The organism is Flavobacterium taihuense (assembly GCF_019351435.1).
Lineage (GTDB): Bacteria > Bacteroidota > Bacteroidia > Flavobacteriales > Flavobacteriaceae > Flavobacterium > Flavobacterium taihuense.
The window spans coordinates 392,534-414,662 of the sequence record NZ_JAHWYN010000002.1 but is presented as its reverse complement, the minus strand read 5'-3'; the positions used below and the strand labels follow the sequence as shown (position 1 = coordinate 414,662).

Sequence of the window (22,129 nt, the reverse complement as noted above, 5' to 3'; positions counted from 1 at the left end):
TAAGTATAAATATATCGAAATTTTATTTCAATTTCTTTTTGATTGCAACTTCATGGTAAGCCTCAATAACATCTCTTTCTTCGATATCATTGTATCCTTTTATTTGAATACCACAATCATACCCTTTAGCAACTTCTTTCACATCGTCTTTGAAACGTTTCAATGCAAGTAGTTCACCCGTAAATACCACAACTCCATCTCTAATGATTCTGATTTTGGCATTTTTGGCAATTTTACCATCCATAACCATACATCCTGCGATAGAACCAACTTTAGAAATTTTGAATATCTCTCTAATTTCAGCAGTACCTAATACTTCTTCTTTCATTTCAGGAGCTAACATTCCTTCCATTGCATCTTTCAAGTCATCTATAGCTGCATAGATAATAGAGTAATAACGGATATCGATTTCTTCTTTATCAGCCAATTGTCTAGCATTTCCTGCAGGACGAACATTAAATCCGATAATGATTGCATCAGAAGCAGAAGCCAACATAACATCAGTTTCAGTAATCGCACCAACTCCTTTATGGATAATATTAATTTGAATTTCTTCAGTAGATAATTTAGAGAACGAATCAGACAACGCTTCAACAGAACCATCCACGTCTCCTTTAAGTATAATGTTCAATTCTTTAAATTGACCTAATGCTATTCTACGTCCAATTTCATCTAATGTAATATGACGTTGCGTACGAACTGATTGTTCACGCATCAACTGAGAACGTTTAGCAGCAATTTGTTTAGCTTCTTTTTCGTCTTCAAAAATATTGAATTTATCACCCGCAGTAGCTGCACCATCAAGACCTAAAACAGAAACTGGAGTCGAAGGACCTGCAACAGTAACTATATTACCTCTTTCATCATGCATGGCTTTAATTTTACCATGGTGTTTTCCAGCCAACATATAGTCTCCAATTTTAAGAGTACCATGTTGTACTAATATTGTAGAAACATATCCTTTCCCTTTATCAAGGAAAGCTTCAACCACAGTGCCTTGAGCTGCTTTATTTGGATTCGATTTTAAATCTAAAATCTCAGCTTCTAATAATACTTTTTCCAATAACTCTTTAACACCTGTACCAACTTTTGCAGAGATATCATGAGATTGAATTTTTCCACCCCAATCTTCTACCAAAAGGTTCATACCTGCTAATCTTTCTTTTACTTTTTCAGGATTAGCATTTGGTTTATCAATTTTATTGATTGCAAAAATAATAGGAACCCCTGCTGCTTGAGCATGAGAAATTGCCTCTTTAGTTTGTGGCATGATATCATCATCCGCTGCAATCACAATAATTGCAATATCCGTAACTTGAGCACCACGAGCACGCATAGCAGTAAAGGCTTCGTGACCAGGTGTATCTAAAAATGCGATTTTTTGACCGTTATCCAAAGTCACTCCGTATGCACCAATGTGTTGTGTAATTCCTCCAGATTCACCAGCGATAACATTTTCTTTACGAATATAATCCAGTAAAGATGTTTTACCGTGATCGACGTGACCCATTACAGTTACAATAGGAGCTCTGAATACCAAATCCTCTTCTTTGTCTTCGACAACTTGAATAGCCTCTTCGATATCTACAGTAATAAACTCAACATCATAACCAAACTCGTCAGCTACAATAGTTAATGTCTCTGCATCCAAACGTTGGTTCATGGTAACCATGATTCCAAGTGACATACATGTTCCAATCACTTTAGTAATTGGCACATCCATCATGATTGCAATTTCACCAACAGTAACAAACTCAGTAACTTTAATAGTTTTACTTCCTTCGTCTAAAGCTCTTTGCTCATCATCAGATTTCTGACGGTGCGTATCTCTTTTATCTCTTCTGTATTTGGCTGCTTTCGATTTACCACCTTTACCTTGAAGTTTCTCCAAAGTTTCACGGATTTGGTTTTTAACCTCTTCCTCGGTAGGCTCAACTTTTGCAACAATTGCAGGTCTATTTCCTTTTACAAATCCAGGTCTTGCACTTCTATTTGCATTAAAACCACCTCCTCCGGTATTCGGAGTGATTTTATTTGGATTTGGCGCTCCAGGAACTCCGGGAGTAGCAGGCGGTCTAGGCGCACCTGGCTTTGGAGCAATTCTTTTGCGTTTATTTTTATTAGCATTATTAGCACCAGCCGCTCCAGGAGCACCAGGCTTATTAGGCGTAATTTTTGGATCTTCTTTTTTCTTTTTTGGCTTATTGAATTGAGACAAATCAATAACTTGACCCGTTAAAGTTGCTCCCGAAAGTTTTTGATACTGAGTAGTAATAGATTCTTCAACAGGAGTTTCACTTACAGGATTTTCAGCCTTTTTCTCAGTTACAGCATCTAGTTTTTCAATATTTTTAGTTTCCTTAAACTTCGCTACATCTTTAATCTCTTTTACTTCAGAAACAGGAATTTCTTTTTTAGGATTCTCAAGCGGCGTTTCCTTTTTTACAACATTTTCAACCGTCTCCTTTTTAACTTCTTCTTTAAGAATAGTTTTGTCTTCTGGAATTACATCTTTAGGAGTAATTACTTTTTCAGCAACAACAGGAGCTGGAGCAGCAGTAGGCTTTTTAGGATTAAGATCAATTTTTCCAACTTGAACAGGCCCCGACAAAACAGCTCTAGCTTTAATTACTTCTTGCTGTTTAAGACGCTCTTCTTCTAATTTACGTTTGTCTTCGACTTCTTTTTCACGTTCAATACGTAAAGCTTCTTTCTCTTTTCTTTTCTCTTCTCCTACTTCTTTAGAAGCTTCCTTATTCCCCTTGTCGCCTGCAAACTGACTTTGTAGGATATTAAATTCCTGATCAGAAATTTTTGCGTTTGGATTTGCTTCAATAGCAATCCCCTTATCTTTTAGATAATCCACAGCTCTTTCTAACGAAATATTTAATTCCCTTAAAACCTTGTTTATTCTAATAATTCTCTCTTCAGACATAAAACCTTTTTATTTTTTCCTTATTCGTTGTCCCACTTTTATATTATCATAAAAATAGAAATTTATTTTATATGAAGAATTAATAGCCGATTAACTATCAAATTCCTCATTTAATATTCTCATTACATCTAAAATCGTCTCCTCTTCTAGATCGGTTCTTCTAACTAAATCATCCACATCATGTTTCAAAATACTTTTTGCTGTATCCAATCCAATTTTTGCAAATTCTTCAATTACCCACCCTTCAATCTCGTCTGAAAACTCAGTTAATTCAACATCGTCATCATCTGCAATTGCACCTGCTACATCACCTTCACGTATTACATCTAACTCATAACCAGTCAACAGACCTGCTAGACGAATATTATGCCCACCTCTACCAATTGCTTTTGAAACTTCTTCTAATTTCAAAAACACTTCAGCTCTTTTTGTCTCTTCGTTAATTTTGATAGAAGAAACTTTAGCAGGACTTAATGCTCTAGTAATATACAATTGAATATTGCTAGTATAATTTATCACATCGATATTTTCATTTCCTAATTCACGAACAATTCCATGAATACGAGATCCTTTCATACCCACACAAGCACCAACAGGATCAATACGATCATCATAAGAATCTACAGCAACTTTTGCCTTTTCCCCTGGAATTCTCACTACGTTTTTAACCATAATCAAACCATCAAAAACCTCAGGGATTTCTTGTTCAAACAATTTCTCCAAGAACTTATCTGAAGTTCTGGACATAATGATTTGAGGTTTATTTCCTTTTAATTCAACACTTTCAATTATCCCTCGTACATTATCTCCCTTACGGAAAAAGTCAGATGGTATTTGTTTTTCTTTTGGCAAAATGATTTCATTCCCTTCATCATCCACCAAAATTACAACTCTTGGACGTACATGGTGTACTTCCGCAGTATATATATCACCTATTATATCTTTAAATTGCTTATAAAGGTTGGTGTTATCGTGTTCGTGTATTTTCGAAATTAAATTTTGTCTTAAAGCTAAAATCGCTCTTCTTCCCAAATCTATCAATTTAACCTCTTCAGAAACCTCTTCACCAATTTCGAAATCAGCCTCAATTTTTCTGGCTTCAGTTAATGTAATTTCTTCATTTTCAAAATCCAAATCCTCGTCAGCAACGATTACTCTTCTTCTCCAAATCTCCATATCTCCTTTATCGGGATTTATAATGATATCGAAATTATCATCTGAACCGTATTTTTTCTTCAATGCATTTCTAAATACATCTTCCAAAATTGCCATAAGCGTTACACGATCAATAAGTTTATCATCTTTAAACTCTGAGAATGAATCGATTAATGCTAAATTTTCCATGCGAATTCTTTAATTAAAATGTTACTGTAACAATTGCTTCTTTAATATCTGAGTAGGGAATTTGTTGTTCTTTTTGAACAGTTTCTTTTCCTTTACCAATTTTTTTGGGTTCTCTAGCTTTCCAAGACAAAATTATAAAAAGATCATTAGCTTCAACTAATTCTGCTTCAATATTTTCTGTATTCGTTTTAACAATCAATATTCTGCCTATGTTCTTTTTATACTGTCTTACGAGCTTTAAAGGAGAACCAACCCCTACCGAAGCAACTTCTAAAGAGAAATCCTGTTCTTCTCTATCCAAATTATTCTCAACAGCACGGCTTATATCAATACAGTCTTGCAAAACCACACCATTATCTCCATCAATCCCAATAATAATTTTAAAAGCATCTGTAATAGTCAGGTCAATTAAAAAAATAGATGGTTTTTCCAGAAGAGCCTCTTCGACTACTTGCTTTACTTTTTCTTTAAATGTCATATCTTTATAAAAAGAGGGGACATTAGTCCCCTCATTATTTAAGTTTTAATAAATAACGGTGCAAATATAGTGTTTTTTTATAAATCAAAAAAAATTGATTACTATTAAAAAAATTTATATCTTTAATCTATCAAATTAATCCAGTTTTACTGGCAAATCAAACCCCAATCAACATGAAAAGAATCCTTATCCCAACTGATTTCACAAAATATGCAGATGAAGCAATAGAAGTTGGCGCACAAATTGCAAAAAAACACGACTGTGAAATTGTTCTAATTCACATGCTCGAATTACCAAGACAAATGAATGATGCCATTACTGGAGAAACAAGTATTCCAGAAATAATGCTATTCAAACAAAAGGCAGACGAAACTTTAAAAAACATTAAAAACCGCCCGTATTTATCAGGAATCCATATAACAGAAGTCGTACGCCTTGACAGCGCCTACAATGGGATAAACAACTACAGTAAACAAAACAGCATTGACTTAATTATCATGGGATCTCACGGAGCTTCAGGAATTAATGAAATTTTAATTGGCTCTAACACAGAAAAAGTAGTAAGACAGTCTGAAACCCCTGTTTTAGTTATCAAAAACAAAATAGACAATTTCAATATTAGCAACATTGTTTTCGCATCTGACTTTTCTAAAGAAACAAAAAAGGCCTTCCAAAAATTTTTGGATTTCGCTAAGCTATTCAATTCAAAAGTGAACTTAGTAACAATTTGCACTCCAAACAGTTTCAAAAGCACATCAGCTGCCCGTAAAATTGCATCTGAATTCGTCGCAGATTTCGACATGCCAGAATACACATTTGAAACATACAATGAAAGCAATATTGAAAAAGGCATCCTAAATTATTCAAATGAGAAAAATACCGACCTAATCGTGTTTTGCACTCACGGAAGAACTGCTCTTAATCACTTTTTTACAGGAAGCATCTCCGAAGATTTGGTAAACCACGCAACCAAACCAGTACTAACATTTAAAATATAAGCACACACAAAAAAAGCTTTTCAACATATTGAAAAGCTTTTTTTTGTAACAACTAAGTTTAAATTAAAACCATAAAAAAAGCCTCTCAATTGAGAGGCTTTCTGTTGGTCTACAAGGACTCGAACCTTGAAAGACTGCACCAAAAACAGTTGTGTTACCATTACACCATAGACCAGCAATCTTGCTAACATTCCTGCTAAGCGAGTGCAAATTTAAAACAAATTCTTAGTTGTGCAAACTTTTTTTGTCTTTTTCTTCAAAAAAAATGAAACAAAATTGATTTTAAAAAAAATATTCTTATTAATTCACTGAATAACAAATCATTTGCCAAATTGATTATTTTCCATAAAATTATAATAATGCAACTAAACTTTAAAGAAAAAAACATTTTCTTTGTAACACTTTTTAAAACACGTAAAAAAACAGAAGACTAGTATATGACATCATTCAATTTCAACAAATGGAATACCATTACAGGTTGGTTTGCCTTTTCAATCGCATTAATAACTTATACACTTACTGTTGAACCCACAATGAGTTTTTGGGATTGTGGAGAATATATCGCCACGGCAGCAAAACTTGAAGTTGGACACCCACCAGGAGCTCCTTTATTCCAAATGATTGGCGCTTTTTTCGCCATGTTTGCCACAGATAAAGAACATATTGCCTTAATGGTGAATATGACTTCAGTATTTTCCAGCGCCTTTACAATATTATTTATGTTTTGGTCATCCACAATGATCTTGAAAAAAATAATTGGACAATACTCCGACATCAATAAAGACAATTCGATTGTTATACTTGGAAGTTCTTTGGTTGGCGCATTAGCCTATACCTTTTCAGATAGCTTTTGGTTCAATGCCGTGGAAGCTGAAGTTTATGCAATGGCTACTTTGCTTATATCTTTACTTTTATGGTTGGGACTGCGTTGGGAGCAAGACATGAATACTCCTAGAGGAAATAGATGGTTGCTACTAATTTCATTAGTAGTTGGATTGTCATTTGGAGTTCACTTTATGGCATTATTAACAATTCCCGCTATTGGCTTTTTATACTTTTTCAAAAACTACAAAGTAGTTACTGTCAAAAATTTCATTATTGCCAATATAGTAGTTGTTTCTATTCTGCTTTTTATATTCAAATTATTATTGCCTTTGACAATGGCATTCTTTGGTAAAACTGAAATTTTCATGGTTAACTCCATGGGATTGCCGTTTAACTCCGGAACCATTTTTGTTTCCTTGCTTTTAATCACCTTTTTCTATTTTGGCTTAAATTACACCCATAAAAAAGGATTAATACATTATAACACTCTTATTTTATGTGTGCTTTTTATTCTGATTGGATTCTCAACTTGGTTAATGCTACCTATTCGTGCAAATTCAGACACTGTTATCAACGAGAACAGACCATCTGATGCCGCCGAAGTTCTAGCATATTATAATAGAGAGCAATATGGCGTGAATCCATTATTTTATGGCCCACAATACACCGAAGCTTTTGCTGGACTAGATGCTAATAATCCTTATTTGGACAAAGCTCCAAATTACGAGAGAGATTACAAAACCGGAAAATATATAATTGTAAATAATTATAAAAATGCCGAACAAAATAGTGACGATAACCAAAAAACCATTTTACCTCGAATGTGGAGTACTGAGCATGTAGAAAACTACATGAATTTCACAAATCCTCCAGCATTCCGAATAAATCCTGATTATCCTTATGAAGATGATTTAGCGAAATACGGCCTAGATCCAAATCAATTAAGCGAGGAAGATTACAACAAAGCTATTGCTCAATTAAAAAACGAAACCGAAAAAACTATTGCAGAGTTCAGACAAGCCTATGCCCAAAAACAAATTGACAATGAGGGTTACGTTTCCTTCTTAAAACATTATGGCGATTATTTAATCATCGAAAAACCGACAACTGCCGACAATTTCAGCTTTATGTTTGAGTATCAATTTGGCTATATGTATTGGAGGTATTTGATGTGGAATTTTGTTGGAAGACAAAACGACGAGCAAGGAAGATATGATTATCTGGACGGAAACTGGATAAGTGGCATTACATTCCTTGACAACTTACATTTAGGCTCACAAGACAATTTACCTTCGGATGTTTTAAATAATAAAGGTAGAAACGTATATTTCTTCTTGCCTTTTATACTGGGTCTAATAGGAATTATGTATCATGCCAGTAAAGACAGAAAAAGCTTTTATGTCTTATTAGCACTATTCCTTTTTATGGGAATTGCATTAAAAATATACCTAAACGAAAGACCTTTTGAACCGCGAGAAAGAGATTATGCCTTAGTGGGTTCGTTTTATGTATTTGCTATATGGATTGGGTTTGGAGTATATGCCTTGTACGAAAGCGCTCAAAAATACCTAGCGCCAAAAATAGCAGGACCAATACTTATTATGGGAACATTATTGGCTGCTCCATTACTTATGGCCTACCAAAACTGGGACGACCATGACCGTTCTGGAAAATATACCGCTACTGCTATGGCAAAAGCGTATCTTGAATCTTGCGATCCAAATGCTATTTTATTCACAATTGGAGACAATGACACCTTTCCGCTTTGGTACGCCCAAGAAATAGAGGGCGTACGCACCGATATTAAGATTGTAAACACCAGTTTATTTATGACAGATTGGTATATTGATCAGATGAAAAGAAAAGCATATCAATCTGAAGGCTTACCTATTTCATTCACCCATGACGAATATGTGGGAGACAAATTAGACTATGTAGCACACATTCCAAAAACAGAAAATCGTTGGGATTTAAAAGATTTTATTGGTTTCATTAAAAATCCGAAATCCACAGTAGAAATGCAAAATGGACAAACCATCCATTTCTATCCAACTAACAAAATTAGAATTCCAATAGATAAAGCAAACATACTGAAAAACAAAGTACTAGACCCAAAACTAAGTGATTCAATTGTTCCTTATATTGACATTGATATAAAAGGTAGTGCTATTTACAAAAACAGGCTGATGATGCTAGACATCATTAACAACAACAATTGGAAAAGACCAGTATATTTCAGCGGAGGAGCTTTTGACAATGAAGATTATTTATGGATGAAAGATTACCTTCAACTGGAAGGTATGGTATATAAATTAGTACCAATAAAAACGGCATTACCGGAGGATTCAGGTCAAATGGAAATGGGACGAATTGACACCGAAAATATGTATGCAAAAGTGATGAAATGGGATTGGGGCAATAGCGAAAGTGACAAAATATACCATGACCCAGAAACCCGTAGAGAAAGTCTTACTTACAGAATGAATTTATCTCGTTTAATGAATCAACTTATTGCTGAAGGTAAAATTGACAAAGCAAAAAACATCATTGAATTGGCCATGACAAAAATGCCTCTAGAAAAATTCGGATACTACTCTGTATTGGAACCATTTGCAAAAGGATATTATGATGTTGGCGAAAAAGCAAAAGCCCATGATTTACTAGATAAATTAATGGGAAAATACAAAGAAAACCTAAATTATTTCGCAAAATTAGCACCATCTGAACAATCCAGCGTCAGCATTGAAATAATAACCGATTTGGAACGTTACAGAGGCTTATTACTAGTAATGAAAGATTGCAATGACATCGGTTATTACAATTCAAGCAAAAAGACTTTTAATACTTATATTGAAATCTTTGCTCGCTTTGGACGTAAAAAAGAATAATTTTTAAATTTAAAATATTTTAAAAAATGTAGTGTCAACAAAAAAGGCACTACATTTTTTGTTTAAAATAGCATTTAATTGTAGTATTGGGCTATGAAACTCTATTGGATTAAAACTCATATATTAATAAAAAAAACATTCTCAAATTATATTTGGAACATACCTAATGCGGAGAATAAAATCTACCTCACTTTTGATGATGGCCCAACTCCAGATATAACGGAATGGGTTTTGGAAGAGTTAAAAAAACATAAAGCCAAAGCCACTTTTTTTTGTATTGGGAAAAACATAAAAAATCATCCAGCAATTTTTCATAAAATTGTAAACGAAGGGCATTCCATTGGTAATCACACCCACAATCATTTGAAAGGATGGAATACATCAACTGAAGATTATTTGGATAATATTTCCTTGTGTAAGTTCGAAATCGACAATCTAAATTCTGCAATCTACAATTTGCAATCTCCTCTATTCCGTCCGCCTTATGGCAAAATAAAAAAGTCACAATCCAAAAAACTAAGACAATTGGGGTATAAAATAATTATGTGGGATGTTCTCAGTGCCGATTTTGATCAAACTATATCGCCTAAAGAATGTTTAGAAAACGTATTGCAAAATGTAGAAGCAGGAAGCGTAATTGTTTTTCATGACAGTTGCAAAGCATTCCGAAATTTAGAATACACACTCCCAAAAATATTGCAAATTTTAAAAGAAAGAGGATTTAGATTTAGTGCAATTCAATAAAAACAAGAACCATTTCAAAACTATAGCTGTTCTTGAACTAATCCAATTAAAGTATTGGCATCCAACTCTCCTGATTGTCTCCAGATCATCATGCCTTCCTTGTAAATCATCAATGTAGGTAGCCCTTTGATACGCAAAGCATCGGCTAGTTCTTGATTTTTGTCTACGTCTATCTTAATCACCTTTACTTTGTCACCAAGCGCTGCTGCTACATCTTTTATAACAGGATGCATCGACACCGAAGATTCGTTCCAATCTGTGTAAAAATCTATTAACACAGGAACTTGTGTATTTATAAGTTCTCCAAATTTTGACATAAAACCAAAATATTTAATTTCTATTACTTTCGAAAAGAGATATCACCTTGCAAATTTAGCATTTTAAACCAATTATGCTAATTTTTCTCCTTTTATTAGTTGAATTACTGTGATTTCGGGCATAATTCCCACTCTTCCAGGGTACGCATGAAATCCAAATCCTCTATTTACATATACATATCGACCTAGATTTTCGTATAAACCTGCCCATTGCTTATAAACATATTGAGCCAAACTCCATTTAAAGTAACCTGGAATTTCGATTCCAAACTGCATTCCATGGGTATGTCCAGATAATGTTAAATGAAAATGTTTTTCATCATGCTGAACCACTTCATCCCAATGACTCGGATCGTGACTCATTAAAATTTTAAAATCTTCTTTAGACAAATGTTGAGCTGCTTTCTTTAAATCACCTGCCTGTTTGAAGTTTTTACCCCAATTTTCAACTCCAACTAAAGCGATTTTATCATTCCCCTTTTCAATGAAAGTATGTTCATTCAATAATAATGTAAAACCAATTTGACCATATAAATTCTTAATAGCATCAAAGTTTTCTTCTTTATCTATTTGTGTGAGCCAAGTCACATATTCACCATAATCATGATTCCCAAGAACCGAATACTTTCCATATTCATGTTCTTTGATTCGGTTAAAAGTCTCAATCCAAGGATGCATTTCCTTGGCATGTGTATTAACGATATCACCAGTAAATAAAATCATATCTGAATTTTGAGCATTTACCAAATCAATGGCATAACTAATTTTTTCAGGATTATCAAAACTTCCACTGTGCACATCTGAGATTTGAGTAATCGTAAAACCGTTAAAAGCATCTGGTAAATCAGGAAAATGTATTGCCTGTTTTATAACTTTATAATTATACTTTCCTTCAAATATCCCATAGATCAAAGATAAAAAAGGAACTGCAGCTAGTCCTAAACCAAGTTGACTAACGAATTTACGTCTTGAAGGCAAAAAATTGGCATCGCTATTATTATCAATAAAATAATTGATTGACCCGGCAGCCAAACGAAAAACATCTTCTCCAAGAAGAACAACCGTCATAACAATTTTCGGAATATAAATCACAAGCAACAGCCCCATTGTAAACATCGTTTGTTGGGTTTGCCCAACCGAGCGATCAAATTGCGTAAAAGAATAAAGAATAAATACAAAAAGTAAAAGGCTCAATATTTGATATGAAATCAACATCCATCTTAACTTGATTAAAGTTTTAACAGCTTGAAATGCATAGAGTTCAATAATAAAAAGAACAACCCCTATAAGAAATAAACGTAAAATCATTATTATATAAAATTTTACACAAAGTAACAACTAATGAAAACGCTAAAGATTTATATTATCATAATTTTAACGCAAAAAAAGGGAGTAAACTTCTTTATCTCCCCTTTTCACCTATTAAAACCAACTTTTAATATCTTTTTGAAATAATCTATATATTATGTGCTAAAAAAGATTTTTTATTTTTTTGGAACTGCTGCCTCGGCAGTAGTAGCACTTTTGCTAGGTTCTGCTTTTTTAGCAGCTTTTTTTGTTGCTTTTTTAGTAGCTTTTACTTCTTTAGCCGGAGCTGTTTGAGCAGGTGTAGTTTGTGCACTTACCATTGCTGTTGTTCCTAAAGCTACTGCCAATACCATCAATAATTTTTTGCTCAAGCTTTGTAGTTTGTTTTTCTGGATTTCGTGAATCTTCGATTTCATGATTTTAGATTTTAGATTTTAAATTAATAATTCATTTATTAATAGGTCAAAGCTATGCATGCCAAATGAAGATTAAATGAAGTTTTACTCCTCCGGAAAAAATTAACTTTTAATTAAGTTTTTGCTCATTTGGAAACACCAAAAGAAAAGTAGTCCCTACGTTTATTTCTGATCTTATCTCAATAGTTATTTGATGAAATTGAGCTATACTTTCAACAATTGCAAGCCCCAACCCCTGCCCTTCTAGATCCGAACTTACTCTGGTAAATCGCTTAAAAATATTTTGTTGCTGTTTTACATTCAATCCAATACCCGAATCTGAAACAGTCAAAAAATAATTTCCATTCAAAAAACCGTCTTTAATTTCAATTGTACCACACGGCTTATTGTATTTGATTGCATTGACAATTAAATTGTAAAACAAAATATGCATCAATGTCTTATTCCCTGTAAAACTAAAATGATGTTCCAAGTTTTTTTGGAAAGACAATTCCTTGTCTTCAATTCTATCTTGTAAATCTGTTACCAAATTGGTAATTATAGCATCCAAATCAATTGATTCTTTTGCTTCGTATTGATTGTTTTCAATTTTTGAAATCAATAGTAAATTAGCAATTACCTTTTTAAGCAAATCTAATGTACCAAGCGAACTCACTATTTTATCAACAGCAACATCATTCAAAGATTCATTTTGAAGCAAATTTTCAAATTTGTTTTTCAACAATGCTATCGGAGTCAAAAGTTCATGGGAAACATTGGCAATAAACTGTTTTTCTTTTTTAAACAATTCACTTATTCTATCCATCATTTGATTCAGAACCGTATCCAATTCCTGAAAATCCCTAGAATGTGTTTTTATAGGAGTATGATCAAAAGCTTCGGGTTCGTTTACATGACGAATTTTGGTGTCGATGATTTTATAAAAAGGTTTTAATAAATATTCAATATAAAAAGTATCCGCCAGAAAAGTAATGACCACAATTATGATTAAAACAATTATGATAAAAAATCGAATTATGAAGGTAAGGTCATTAATTTCACTTAAGCTATTTCCAATTTCCAAAAGGTAATTGGTGTTTTCATACCTAAAATAATATTGAAGAATCCTATAATCATTGCGTTCTTCTTCAATTATCCTGGGCTCTGTAATGAAAAAAGTTTGATTTACTTTGCTTCTCAAAGGAACTCTGGAAAGTAAAAGGAATTCACTATGCAATGTTGAAAAACTGGCATAGGTTTCGGAAGCATCATTTCGAACAATAAAATCATTGATTTCTTCCTTGTCTAAATGTTCAATAAATTTTTGCTTTTTTTCAAACAAGCTTTTATTGATATGATTATACACCACTTTTTCAACCAAAACAGGAAGCATTAACCATAAAACCAGAATCAACAACAAACGCGATAATGCATTGAAAATAGCTAGCTGATGCTTAATTTTCATATTAGATATTTATTGTTTTATAAACTAAACATTTATTCTGTATCCTACATTCCTAACCGTCTCAAACCATTCAATTTTGGCATGTTTATCCAATTTTTTTCTAAGATTTCGAACATGAACATCTATAAAATTCGAATCGGAATTCACTTCAAGAATATCTCCCCAAATATGCTCCGTCAATTGCAAACGCGTTATGACACGATTTTTATTTAAGACTAAATATTGAAAAATATCAAACTCTTTTTTGGTAAGATTAATTGGAATCTCATTAAAACTTACTTTATAATCCTGCAATCTTAAACTAAAATCATGAACATCCAACTGGTTTACCGTGAATCCGTGCATTCTCCTAATAATAGCAAATAATCGAGCTCCCAATTCTGTTAAAGCAAAAGGTTTTGTCAAATAATCATCGGCTCCAAGTTGCAAACCGTTTATTCTGTCCTCCAATTCTCCTTGGGCTGTAATAATGATTACTGCTGTTTTAGACTCTGTTTTACGAATTTCTTTCAGAATATCAAATCCGCTCCCATCGGGCAAACCTAAATCCAGAAGCATAATATCATAATCATTACTGTTAATTTCCTCCAAAGCCTCTTCGCAATTTTTTGAAATTTTACAGATGTAACCACTACCCGTAAGATACTCTTTTACTTCAAGAGCCAATTCTGGATTATCTTCAACAATAAGGATTTTCATAACAAATAAGGATTTTTAAAACACTCAAAGTAACAACTAATGAAAAATTAAAACGCAAAACGTTATTAAAATTTTAACGTATCTAAAAATACAAAAAAAGCCAGTAAATTTTTCTACTGACTTTCATAAACAATCAACCCTTTTGTCTTGCGTCCATCCTCATGTGCAAACAAAACAAAAACATTAATTATTTTTTTGTTTTAGAAGTTGAGGCTCCAGTTGGTGCTGCTTCTTTTTGTTCTTTTTTCGCTTTTTTGTGTTTTGGATGTTTAGTCATTTTCACTTCTTTCACTGTAGCTGATTTCACAGGTACTGTTTTAGCATTTACCATCACTGTTGTTCCAAATAATAATGCGATTAACATTAATAACTTTTTCATGATTTCTAAAATTTTGAATTAATAATTTATTTTTATAGGTCAAAAGTATAACCGAAAAATGAAGACAAAATGAAGATTTATCCCTCTACAAAAGTTTAACTTTGTCTTAACGAATTCATTTTCAAAGATAAAAAAGAGTTAATCATTACTTTTTCAATTGAATTTAGAAATTTCAGTAACAAATTCATTTTTAAAACTCAATTGTCTATTTTTACAGACTAAATTTTTCATATGTCAGCTCAAAAACGACTTTACCTTCTTGATGCTTATGCATTAATCTTTCGTGGTTATTTTGCCTTTATAAAAAACCCAAGAATCAATTCTAAAGGAATGGATACTTCGGCAATTATGGGATTTATGAATGCCTTGATGGATGTTATAAAACGAGACAAGCCAGACCATTTGGCTGTGGCTTTTGACAAAGGAGGAAGCACCTACCGCTATGAAATGTATAAAGAATATAAAGCTCATCGTGACGAAACTCCCGAAGCGATAAAAATTGCCGTTCCATACATTCAAGAATTATTGAAGGCAATGCACATTCCTATTATTGAGGTTCCAGGTTTTGAAGCCGATGATTTAATTGGCACCATTGCGAAACAAGCTGAAAAACAAAACTATCAAGTTTTTATGGTAACACCCGATAAGGATTTTGCCCAATTAGTTTCCGAAAATATATTCATGTACAAACCCGCAAGAATGGGAAATGGCATCGAAATATGGGGAATTCCAGAAGTATTGGAAAAATTTGAAATCACCAATCCTTTACAAGTTATTGATTATCTGGGAATGATGGGAGATGCAGCTGATAACATTCCTGGATTACCTGGTGTTGGAGAAAAAACAGCAAAGAAATTCTTGGCCGAATACGGTTCAATGGAAAATCTATTGGCCAACACACATCAATTAAAAGGCGCCATAAAAGACAAAATCGAAGCCAATGCCGAATTGGGAATTTTGTCTAAAAAATTAGCTACTATCCTACTCGATTGCCCGGTAACATTTAACGAAACTGATTACGAATTATCAAAACCTGATGTTGAAAAAACCGATGCGTTGTTTCAAGAGTTGGAATTTCGTCAAATGAAAGCACAGTTTGATAAATATTTTGGAACAGGAAAAGAATACGACGAAATTGACACGAATGGCAATGGAAACACTGTTGAAGTTGAGAAAATAGTCCAAAAAGTTCCATTAAAAAAAGCCAATGAAGATCAATTTGACTTATTTGGCTTTTCGGACGAAGAAAGCAGCGAAGTGCACTCCAATTCACATTATGCAACTTTAGAAAATACCGAACATTTTTACCAAAGCATTCAAGGTGATTTTGCCGTGAAATTACTAATGCAAAACTTAATGAATCAAACTTCGGTTTGTTTTGATACCGAAACAACAGGAATTGATGCCTTAAATGCCGAATTGGTTGGAATGTCATTTTCCTTTGAAAAAGGAAAAGCGTTTTATGTTCCATTTCCGGAAAACCAAGAAGAGGCACAAGTTTTGGTTGATAAATTCAAACCTTTTTTTGAAAGTGAAACCATCGAAAAAATTGGTCAAAATATCAAATACGATTTGAAAATTCTTTCTCATTACGGTGTTCAAATCAAAGGAAAATTATTCGACACGATGATTGCGCATTATTTAATCAATCCTGATATGCGCCATAATATGGACGTTTTATCAGAAACCTATTTAAAATATTCGCCAAAATCAATTGAAGATCTTATAGGGAAAAAAGGGAAAAATCAAAAATCGATGCGTGATGTCGCTTTGGAAGAAATCAAAGAATATGCTGCCGAAGATGCTGATATTACCTATCAATTGAAGCAAAATTTCAGTCCAATTCTCGATAAAGCCGAAACGAAAAAATTATTTGATGAAATCGAAATTCCTTTAATCCCCGTTTTGGCAGCAATGGAATTGGAAGGAATTAATCTCGATGTTCCTTTTTTAAAGTCGATGTCAGTTGAAATGGCTATTGAAAGCAATGCTTTGGAACAAAAAATCTATGAAACTGCTGGGGAAAAATTCAATTTAGCTTCACCAAAACAATTAGGTGATATTTTATTTGATAAATTAAAAATTGGCGGAGCCAAACAAAAGAAAACCAAAACGGGGCAATATGCCACTGGTGAAGAAGTTTTGTCTTATCTGGCAAGTGACAACGAAATTGTTCGAGATATCCTCGAATGGCGACAAATGGTAAAATTACAAAGTACCTATATAGATGCATTGCCCAACCAAGTCGATAAAAAAACAGGACGTGTCCACACCGATTATATGCAAACCGTTGCTGCAACTGGCCGTTTGAGTTCCAACAACCCCAACTTACAAAACATCCCGATTCGTACCGAAAGAGGACGATTGATTCGAAAAGCATTTATTGCCCGTGACAAAAATTACACTTTAGTTTCTGCCGATTATTCGCAAATAGAGTTACGAATTATCGCAGCCCTGTCTGGTGAAGAGAATATGATTAAAGCTTTTCAAAACAACGAAGACATTCACAAAAGCACCGCTGCAAAAGTTTTCAATGTTCCATTGGAAGAAGTAACCAAAGAACAACGTAGCAATGCCAAAACCGTGAATTTTGGAATTATTTATGGGGTTTCGGCTTTTGGATTGAGCAATCAGACTTCGCTTTCGCGAAAAGAAAGTGCAGAGTTGATTGATGCCTATTATGCAACCTATCCTAAACTAAAATCTTATATGTCAGATCAAGTTGAATTTGCCAGAGAACACGGCTATGTACAAACCGTTTTGGGAAGAAGACGTTACTTGAAAGATATTAATTCGGCCAATATGATGGTTAAAAGTGGTGCCGAACGAAATGCTGTAAATGCTCCAATACAAGGAAGTGCAGCTGATATTATCAAAATTGCCATGATTAATATTCACAAAAAACTAACTACGGAAAACTGGAAAAGTAAAATGCTATTGCAGGTGCATGATGAACTCGTCTTTGATGTGCACAATTCTGAATTAGAAAAAATTCAGCCCATGATTAAATATGAGATGGAAAATGCTTTTACAATGGCGGTTCCATTGGTTGTTGAAATTGGCTTGGGAAAAAATTGGTTGGAAGCGCATTAAAAAAATTCCTAATATTGAGTTACAGATTTCACTCAAACATTATTCTAACAACATAAAAAAGCCATTCAGTTGATTTGAATGGCTTTTATACTATCATTTAGTAGACTCCCTTATTTAGTAGATTCTCTTTCTTTTAATTTTGTTTTAATAATTAGAGTTTCATATGGTCTATGCTCCTCTTTGGATTCCAGTCTGTCTATTAACAGCTTTACAGCTACTTCACCAATCTCAATTCCGTGTTGACTAACAGTAGTTAAACTTGGAGACAATCTTCTAGAAGCCAAAATACCATCAGCAAATCCAATAATTTTAAGATCCTTAGGGATTTTATACCCTTTTTTAACCCCAACTTTCAAGGCCACAACCGAATCATTTTCATCTAATGCAAAAACACCATCGACAAGATTATTGGAATACAATTCATTAACCTTTTCGGAAAGATCATGTTCGGATTCCGATTCTGTACGAATAATAATATTTTCATTAACTTCAATATTATTATCCTTTAAGGCTTTTAGATACCCTTCGGCTCTTAATTTACCAACACTTAAATTATCAACGGATGAAATTAAGGCAATATTTTTGCAACCCAAATCAATTAAATGCTGAGTAGCATTATGCCCAGAATCAAAATCATCCACAATTACTTTATCACATTCCACTTCATCAGTTGTTCTGTCAAACATTACAATTGGAGTACCATCATTAATAATGTCTTTAAAATGACTATAATCATGTAGTTTTTGAGCTTCTTCAGAAATAGACAAAACAAAACCATCAATAGTTCCATTACTCAACATCTCAAGAGTATGCGCTTCTTTTTCTAAAGATTCATTAGAAATACACATTAAAACATTATAACCTCTTTCGTCAGCCACTTTCTCAATACCACTAAAAACCTTAGCAAAAAAAGAGTTCAATATATTAGGAATAATAACACCAATCGTTTTGGTTTTTCGATTTTTAAGGTTCAGACCGATAACATTCGGTTTGTAATTTTTTAATTTAGCATATTCTTTTATTCTGACTTTCGTTTGTTCGCTTATTTCAGGACTGTCATTAAGTGCCTTAGAAACAGTCGATACCGAAACATTAAGTTCTTTTGCAATTTGTTTTAATGTTGCTTTTGCTTTCATTGGAGAATGGTATTTAGTACTATATTAAGGTTCTTGGAAAAATTAAAAATAGCAAAGGATTAAACAAAACATGCTAAAATTTTACTAAATGTATAAAATTTAACAAGCATTTGAAAGGATAAAAGCGAAAATTACAAAAAAAATGCAACATCAAAAAAAATATTTTAGTAAATTATTTTAAAAAATCGAATCTCAAACTAAATGCAAATTGAATCAAACTAAATATATATTTGATAATCAGTGTAAATCCAACAAAAAAATATTCAAATAAGCTATTTGTATTTAAAATAATTAATTGTACTTTTGCAACCCCTTTATTGGGGATGGAATGTTTAATTAAAATATATTATTGTGAACGCATTAAGCTACAAGACAATTTCAACAACAAAAGCCAATTCTACAAAAGAATGGATTGTTGTAGATGCTGACGGTCATAACTTAGGTCGTCTTGCTTCAAAAGTCGCTATGATTTTAAGAGGTAAGTATAAACCAAGTTATACGCCACACGTGGACTGTGGAGATAACGTAATTGTTATCAACTCAGAAAAAATTAACCTTACAGGTAACAAACTGGATGAAAAAACATACATCCGTCACACTGGTTATCCTGGAGGACAAAGAACTTTAACTGCTAAAGTATTGCAAGCAAAAAACCCTGCATTATTAGTAGAAAAAGCAGTAAAAGGAATGTTACCTAAAAACAAATTAGGAGCTGAACTTTTTAGAAATTTAAATGTTGTTGTAGGATCTGAGCACAAACAAGGAGCTCAAAAACCTAGAACTGTTAACCTAAACGATCTTAAGTAATGGGAGTTATTCACAAAATCGGTAGAAGAAAGACCGCTGTTGCACGTGTTTATGTTTCTGAAGGAACAGGAGTTATCGTTGTAAACAAAAAACCATTCGCAACTTATTTCCCAACTGCTACTTTACAGTACAAAGTTTTGCAACCAATGTCTATGACAGAAAATGCATCTAACTTCGACGTAAAAGTAAACGTTTATGGAGGTGGTTCAACTGGACAAGCAGAAGCTGTAAGAATGGCATTGGCGCGCGTAATGTGCGAAGTAAATGCTGAGAACAGAGCTATCTTGAAACCAGAAGGTTTATTGACTAGAGACCCAAGAATGGTTGAACGTAAAAAATTCGGTCAGAAGAAAGCTCGTAAGAGATTCCAATTCTCTAAACGTTAATATTGCCTGTCTTGTTCAATTTGGACAAGACATCCTAGAATGTATTAAAAAATTTAAAACAATGTTGTTGTTGTCAAGCCGAGGCTTGAAATTAGTTTAGCATCTAAATGTATGTAGCCGACCTATCGCCATTCATGCATTGCTAATCAACAGAACGTAAACTAGTACAAAAAATGTCAAACAAAGTAGAAGTAAAAGAATTACTAGAAGCAGGTGTTCATTTTGGACACATGACTAGAAAATGGGATCCAAATATGGCTCCTTACATTTATATGGAGCGTAATGGTATACACATTATCAATCTATATAAAACTGCAGCAAAAATCGAAGAAGCTAATGAAGCTTTGAAAAAAATCGCTGCATCAGGTAGAAAAATATTATTTGTTGCTACCAAAAAACAAGCAAAAGACATCGTTGCTGATAAAGCAAAAGCTGCAAACATGCCTTACATCACCGAAAGATGGCCTGGTGGAATGCTAACTAACTTCGTAACTATCCGTAAAGCTGTTAAAAAAATGGCTACTATTGATAAAATGAAGAAAGACGGTACTTTCATGACCCTTTCTAAAAAAGAGCGTTTACAAGTTGATCGTCTTCGTGCTAAACTTGAGAAAAACTTAGGTTCAATCGCAGATATGTCAAGACTTCCTGCAGCATTGTTCGTAGTAGATATCAAAGCTGAACACATCGCAATAAAAGAAGCTCAAAAATTAAACATTCCAGTTTTCGCAATGGTTGATACCAATTCTGATCCACGTGAAGTAGATTATGTTATCCCTGCAAATGATGATGCTTCTAAATCAATTGATAAAATTTTATCTTTAGTAACTGCTTCAATTATCGACGGTCTTGCAAATAGAACTTCTGATAAAGAAACTGATGCTACTGAGGTTGTTGCTGAAGTAGAAGCTCCTGTAGCTGAAACTCCAGCAGTTGAAGCTCCTGTAGCTCCAGCAACTGAAGAATAAATCAAATTTTAAATTCCAATTTTAAATTCCAAATTCCATAAAAAATTAGAAACACTATGTTGATAATTTAATAAAATTGGAATTTGGGATTTAAAAATTGGAATTTTTACTTTTATAACATTAAACACATTATATTATGGCAACAATTACTGCTGCAGACGTAAATAAATTAAGAACAATCACTGGTGCAGGTATGATGGACTGCAAAAAAGCTTTGGTTGAAGCAGACGGAGATTTTGATTTAGCTATCGAAAACTTACGTAAGAAAGGACAAAAAGTAGCTGCTAACCGTTCTGATAGAGAATCTACAGAAGGTGCTGCAATTGCTGTTGTTAATGCAGACAAAACTGCTGGAGTTGTTATCACATTAAACTGTGAGACTGACTTCGTGGGAATGAACGAGAACTTTGTAAAAATGGCTACTGAAATGGCTAATTTAGCATTGAACTACAACACAAAAGAAGAATTCTTGGCTGCTGATTTCAACGGAATCACTGTTGCTGAAAAATTAATCGAACAAACTGGAGTTATTGGTGAAAAACTTGAAATCAGAACTTTCGAGAAATTAGAAGGTGCTTTTATCGGTTCTTACATTCACTCTGGAAACAAAATCGCTACTTTGGTTGCTTTATCTGCAAACATCGCTGGTGCTGATGAAGTAGCAAGAAATATTGCTATGCAAGCTGCGGCTATGTCACCAATCGCATTAGACGAAAACGGTGTTGACGCTGACACCATAGCTAAAGAAATCGAAATTGCTAAAGATGTTTTACGTCAAGAAGGTAAACCAGAAGCAATGTTAGACAATATCGCTAAAGGTAAATTGGCTCGTTTCTTTAAAGACAACACACTGGTAAACCAAGATTACATTAAAGACAACAAATTAAGCGTTGCTGCTTATGCTAAGTCTTTAGACAAAGATCTTACCGTAACAGGCTTCAGAAGAGCTGCTTTAGGATAGTCT

Annotated in this window: 18 protein-coding genes and 1 tRNA gene; 8 read left to right on the top strand and 11 right to left on the bottom strand. The window is 33.4% G+C overall.

Annotated features, from left to right (window positions below):
- Positions 1-22 precede the first annotated feature (22 nt).
- The 3 genes from infB to rimP all read right to left on the bottom strand — a co-directional run bounded on the left by infB (position 23) and on the right by rimP (position 4,757).
- Positions 23-2,935, bottom strand: coding sequence for a translation initiation factor IF-2 (infB, locus tag KZH69_RS03400; protein WP_219316049.1), 2,913 nt, complete (start codon positions 2,933-2,935; stop codon positions 23-25).
- Positions 2,936-3,025: 90 nt separating this feature from the next.
- Positions 3,026-4,279 (bottom strand): transcription termination factor NusA, encoded by a 1,254-nt coding sequence (gene nusA / locus KZH69_RS03395; protein WP_219316048.1) that lies wholly within the window; start codon positions 4,277-4,279, stop codon positions 3,026-3,028.
- 13 nt (positions 4,280-4,292) lie between these two features.
- Entirely contained in the window at positions 4,293-4,757 is a 465-nt protein-coding gene (gene rimP, locus KZH69_RS03390) for a ribosome assembly cofactor RimP (RefSeq protein WP_219316047.1), read from the bottom strand.
- Between the two features lie 173 nt (positions 4,758-4,930).
- On the opposite strand from rimP, the gene KZH69_RS03385 reads away from it, so the two are divergent.
- Positions 4,931-5,755 carry a universal stress protein gene (locus KZH69_RS03385; protein ID WP_219316046.1) on the top strand — a complete coding sequence of 275 codons (825 nt, stop codon included), beginning with the start codon at positions 4,931-4,933 and terminating at the stop codon, positions 5,753-5,755.
- Between the two features lie 104 nt (positions 5,756-5,859).
- Here KZH69_RS03385 and KZH69_RS03380 read toward each other — a convergent pair.
- A tRNA-Gln gene (locus tag KZH69_RS03380) sits at positions 5,860-5,930 on the bottom strand.
- A 262-nt stretch (positions 5,931-6,192) separates the two neighbouring features.
- Here KZH69_RS03380 and KZH69_RS03375 point away from each other — a divergent pair.
- Complete coding sequence (locus KZH69_RS03375) at positions 6,193-9,468, top strand: glycosyltransferase family 117 protein (protein ID WP_219316045.1); 3,276 nt, start codon at positions 6,193-6,195, stop codon at positions 9,466-9,468.
- Positions 9,469-9,561: 93 nt separating this feature from the next.
- Entirely contained in the window at positions 9,562-10,212 is a 651-nt protein-coding gene (locus KZH69_RS03370; protein WP_219316044.1) for a polysaccharide deacetylase family protein, read from the top strand.
- Positions 10,213-10,232: 20 nt separating this feature from the next.
- Here the strand turns inward: KZH69_RS03370 and KZH69_RS03365 are convergent, their stop codons facing one another.
- The 6 genes from KZH69_RS03365 to KZH69_RS03340 form a co-directional block, all read right to left on the bottom strand.
- Complete coding sequence (locus tag KZH69_RS03365) at positions 10,233-10,529, bottom strand: thioredoxin family protein (RefSeq protein ID WP_219316043.1); 297 nt, start codon at positions 10,527-10,529, stop codon at positions 10,233-10,235.
- Positions 10,530-10,601: 72 nt separating this feature from the next.
- Complete coding sequence (locus tag KZH69_RS03360) at positions 10,602-11,837, bottom strand: metallophosphoesterase (RefSeq protein ID WP_219316042.1); 1,236 nt, start codon at positions 11,835-11,837, stop codon at positions 10,602-10,604.
- 176 nt (positions 11,838-12,013) lie between these two features.
- A complete protein-coding gene (locus tag KZH69_RS03355) occupies positions 12,014-12,253 on the bottom strand; it encodes a hypothetical protein (RefSeq protein WP_219316072.1) in 240 nt (79 codons plus the stop codon).
- A gap of 109 nt (positions 12,254-12,362) precedes the next feature.
- Positions 12,363-13,697: a sensor histidine kinase gene (locus KZH69_RS03350; RefSeq protein WP_255557628.1), complete on the bottom strand. Its 1,335-nt coding sequence runs from the start codon at positions 13,695-13,697 to the stop codon at positions 12,363-12,365.
- Between the two features lie 24 nt (positions 13,698-13,721).
- Positions 13,722-14,396 (bottom strand): response regulator transcription factor, encoded by a 675-nt coding sequence (locus KZH69_RS03345; RefSeq protein WP_219316041.1) that lies wholly within the window; start codon positions 14,394-14,396, stop codon positions 13,722-13,724.
- Between the two features lie 187 nt (positions 14,397-14,583).
- A complete protein-coding gene (locus KZH69_RS03340) occupies positions 14,584-14,775 on the bottom strand; it encodes a hypothetical protein (RefSeq protein ID WP_219316040.1) in 192 nt (63 codons plus the stop codon).
- 231 nt (positions 14,776-15,006) lie between these two features.
- On the opposite strand from KZH69_RS03340, the gene polA reads away from it, so the two are divergent.
- Complete coding sequence (gene polA, locus KZH69_RS03335; protein ID WP_219316039.1) at positions 15,007-17,868, top strand: DNA polymerase I; 2,862 nt, start codon at positions 15,007-15,009, stop codon at positions 17,866-17,868.
- Between the two features lie 110 nt (positions 17,869-17,978).
- Here polA and KZH69_RS03330 read toward each other — a convergent pair whose 3' ends face one another.
- Positions 17,979-19,004, bottom strand: coding sequence for a LacI family DNA-binding transcriptional regulator (locus KZH69_RS03330; RefSeq protein WP_219316038.1), 1,026 nt, complete (start codon positions 19,002-19,004; stop codon positions 17,979-17,981).
- Between the two features lie 351 nt (positions 19,005-19,355).
- On the opposite strand from KZH69_RS03330, the gene rplM reads away from it, so the two are divergent.
- The 4 genes from rplM to tsf all read left to right on the top strand — a co-directional run bounded on the left by rplM (position 19,356) and on the right by tsf (position 22,126).
- On the top strand, positions 19,356-19,811 hold the full coding sequence (gene rplM, locus KZH69_RS03325) for a 50S ribosomal protein L13 (RefSeq protein WP_077371476.1): 456 nt from the start codon (positions 19,356-19,358) through the stop codon (positions 19,809-19,811).
- Positions 19,811-20,197 carry a 30S ribosomal protein S9 gene (gene rpsI, locus KZH69_RS03320; protein ID WP_077371473.1) on the top strand — a complete coding sequence of 129 codons (387 nt, stop codon included), beginning with the start codon at positions 19,811-19,813 and terminating at the stop codon, positions 20,195-20,197. Before rplM ends, rpsI begins: the two co-directional genes overlap by 1 nt.
- Before the next feature lie 173 nt (positions 20,198-20,370).
- A complete protein-coding gene (gene rpsB / locus KZH69_RS03315) occupies positions 20,371-21,165 on the top strand; it encodes a 30S ribosomal protein S2 (protein ID WP_219316037.1) in 795 nt (264 codons plus the stop codon).
- A 136-nt stretch (positions 21,166-21,301) separates the two neighbouring features.
- Positions 21,302-22,126: a translation elongation factor Ts gene (tsf, locus tag KZH69_RS03310; protein WP_219316036.1), complete on the top strand. Its 825-nt coding sequence runs from the start codon at positions 21,302-21,304 to the stop codon at positions 22,124-22,126.
- The last annotated feature ends 3 nt before the right edge of the window (positions 22,127-22,129 follow it).

What these genes read in the sequence shown, in the direction of transcription:
- infB (WP_219316049.1), bottom strand. Translation starts at nt 2,935, where the DNA reads ATGTCTGAAGAGAGAATTATTAGAATAAACAAGGTTTTAAGGGAATTA.
- nusA (WP_219316048.1), bottom strand. Translation starts at nt 4,279, where the DNA reads ATGGAAAATTTAGCATTAATCGATTCATTCTCAGAGTTTAAAGATGAT.
- rimP (WP_219316047.1), bottom strand. Translation starts at nt 4,757, where the DNA reads ATGACATTTAAAGAAAAAGTAAAGCAAGTAGTCGAAGAGGCTCTTCTG.
- KZH69_RS03385 (WP_219316046.1), top strand. Translation starts at nt 4,931, where the DNA reads ATGAAAAGAATCCTTATCCCAACTGATTTCACAAAATATGCAGATGAA.
- KZH69_RS03375 (WP_219316045.1), top strand. Translation starts at nt 6,193, where the DNA reads ATGACATCATTCAATTTCAACAAATGGAATACCATTACAGGTTGGTTT.
- KZH69_RS03370 (WP_219316044.1), top strand. Translation starts at nt 9,562, where the DNA reads ATGAAACTCTATTGGATTAAAACTCATATATTAATAAAAAAAACATTC.
- KZH69_RS03365 (WP_219316043.1), bottom strand. Translation starts at nt 10,529, where the DNA reads ATGTCAAAATTTGGAGAACTTATAAATACACAAGTTCCTGTGTTAATA.
- KZH69_RS03360 (WP_219316042.1), bottom strand. Translation starts at nt 11,837, where the DNA reads ATGATTTTACGTTTATTTCTTATAGGGGTTGTTCTTTTTATTATTGAA.
- KZH69_RS03355 (WP_219316072.1), bottom strand. Translation starts at nt 12,253, where the DNA reads ATGAAATCGAAGATTCACGAAATCCAGAAAAACAAACTACAAAGCTTG.
- KZH69_RS03350 (WP_255557628.1), bottom strand. Translation starts at nt 13,697, where the DNA reads ATGAAAATTAAGCATCAGCTAGCTATTTTCAATGCATTATCGCGTTTG.
- KZH69_RS03345 (WP_219316041.1), bottom strand. Translation starts at nt 14,396, where the DNA reads ATGAAAATCCTTATTGTTGAAGATAATCCAGAATTGGCTCTTGAAGTA.
- KZH69_RS03340 (WP_219316040.1), bottom strand. Translation starts at nt 14,775, where the DNA reads ATGAAAAAGTTATTAATGTTAATCGCATTATTATTTGGAACAACAGTG.
- polA (WP_219316039.1), top strand. Translation starts at nt 15,007, where the DNA reads ATGTCAGCTCAAAAACGACTTTACCTTCTTGATGCTTATGCATTAATC.
- KZH69_RS03330 (WP_219316038.1), bottom strand. Translation starts at nt 19,004, where the DNA reads ATGAAAGCAAAAGCAACATTAAAACAAATTGCAAAAGAACTTAATGTT.
- rpsI (WP_077371473.1), top strand. Translation starts at nt 19,811, where the DNA reads ATGGGAGTTATTCACAAAATCGGTAGAAGAAAGACCGCTGTTGCACGT.
- rpsB (WP_219316037.1), top strand. Translation starts at nt 20,371, where the DNA reads ATGTCAAACAAAGTAGAAGTAAAAGAATTACTAGAAGCAGGTGTTCAT.
- tsf (WP_219316036.1), top strand. Translation starts at nt 21,302, where the DNA reads ATGGCAACAATTACTGCTGCAGACGTAAATAAATTAAGAACAATCACT.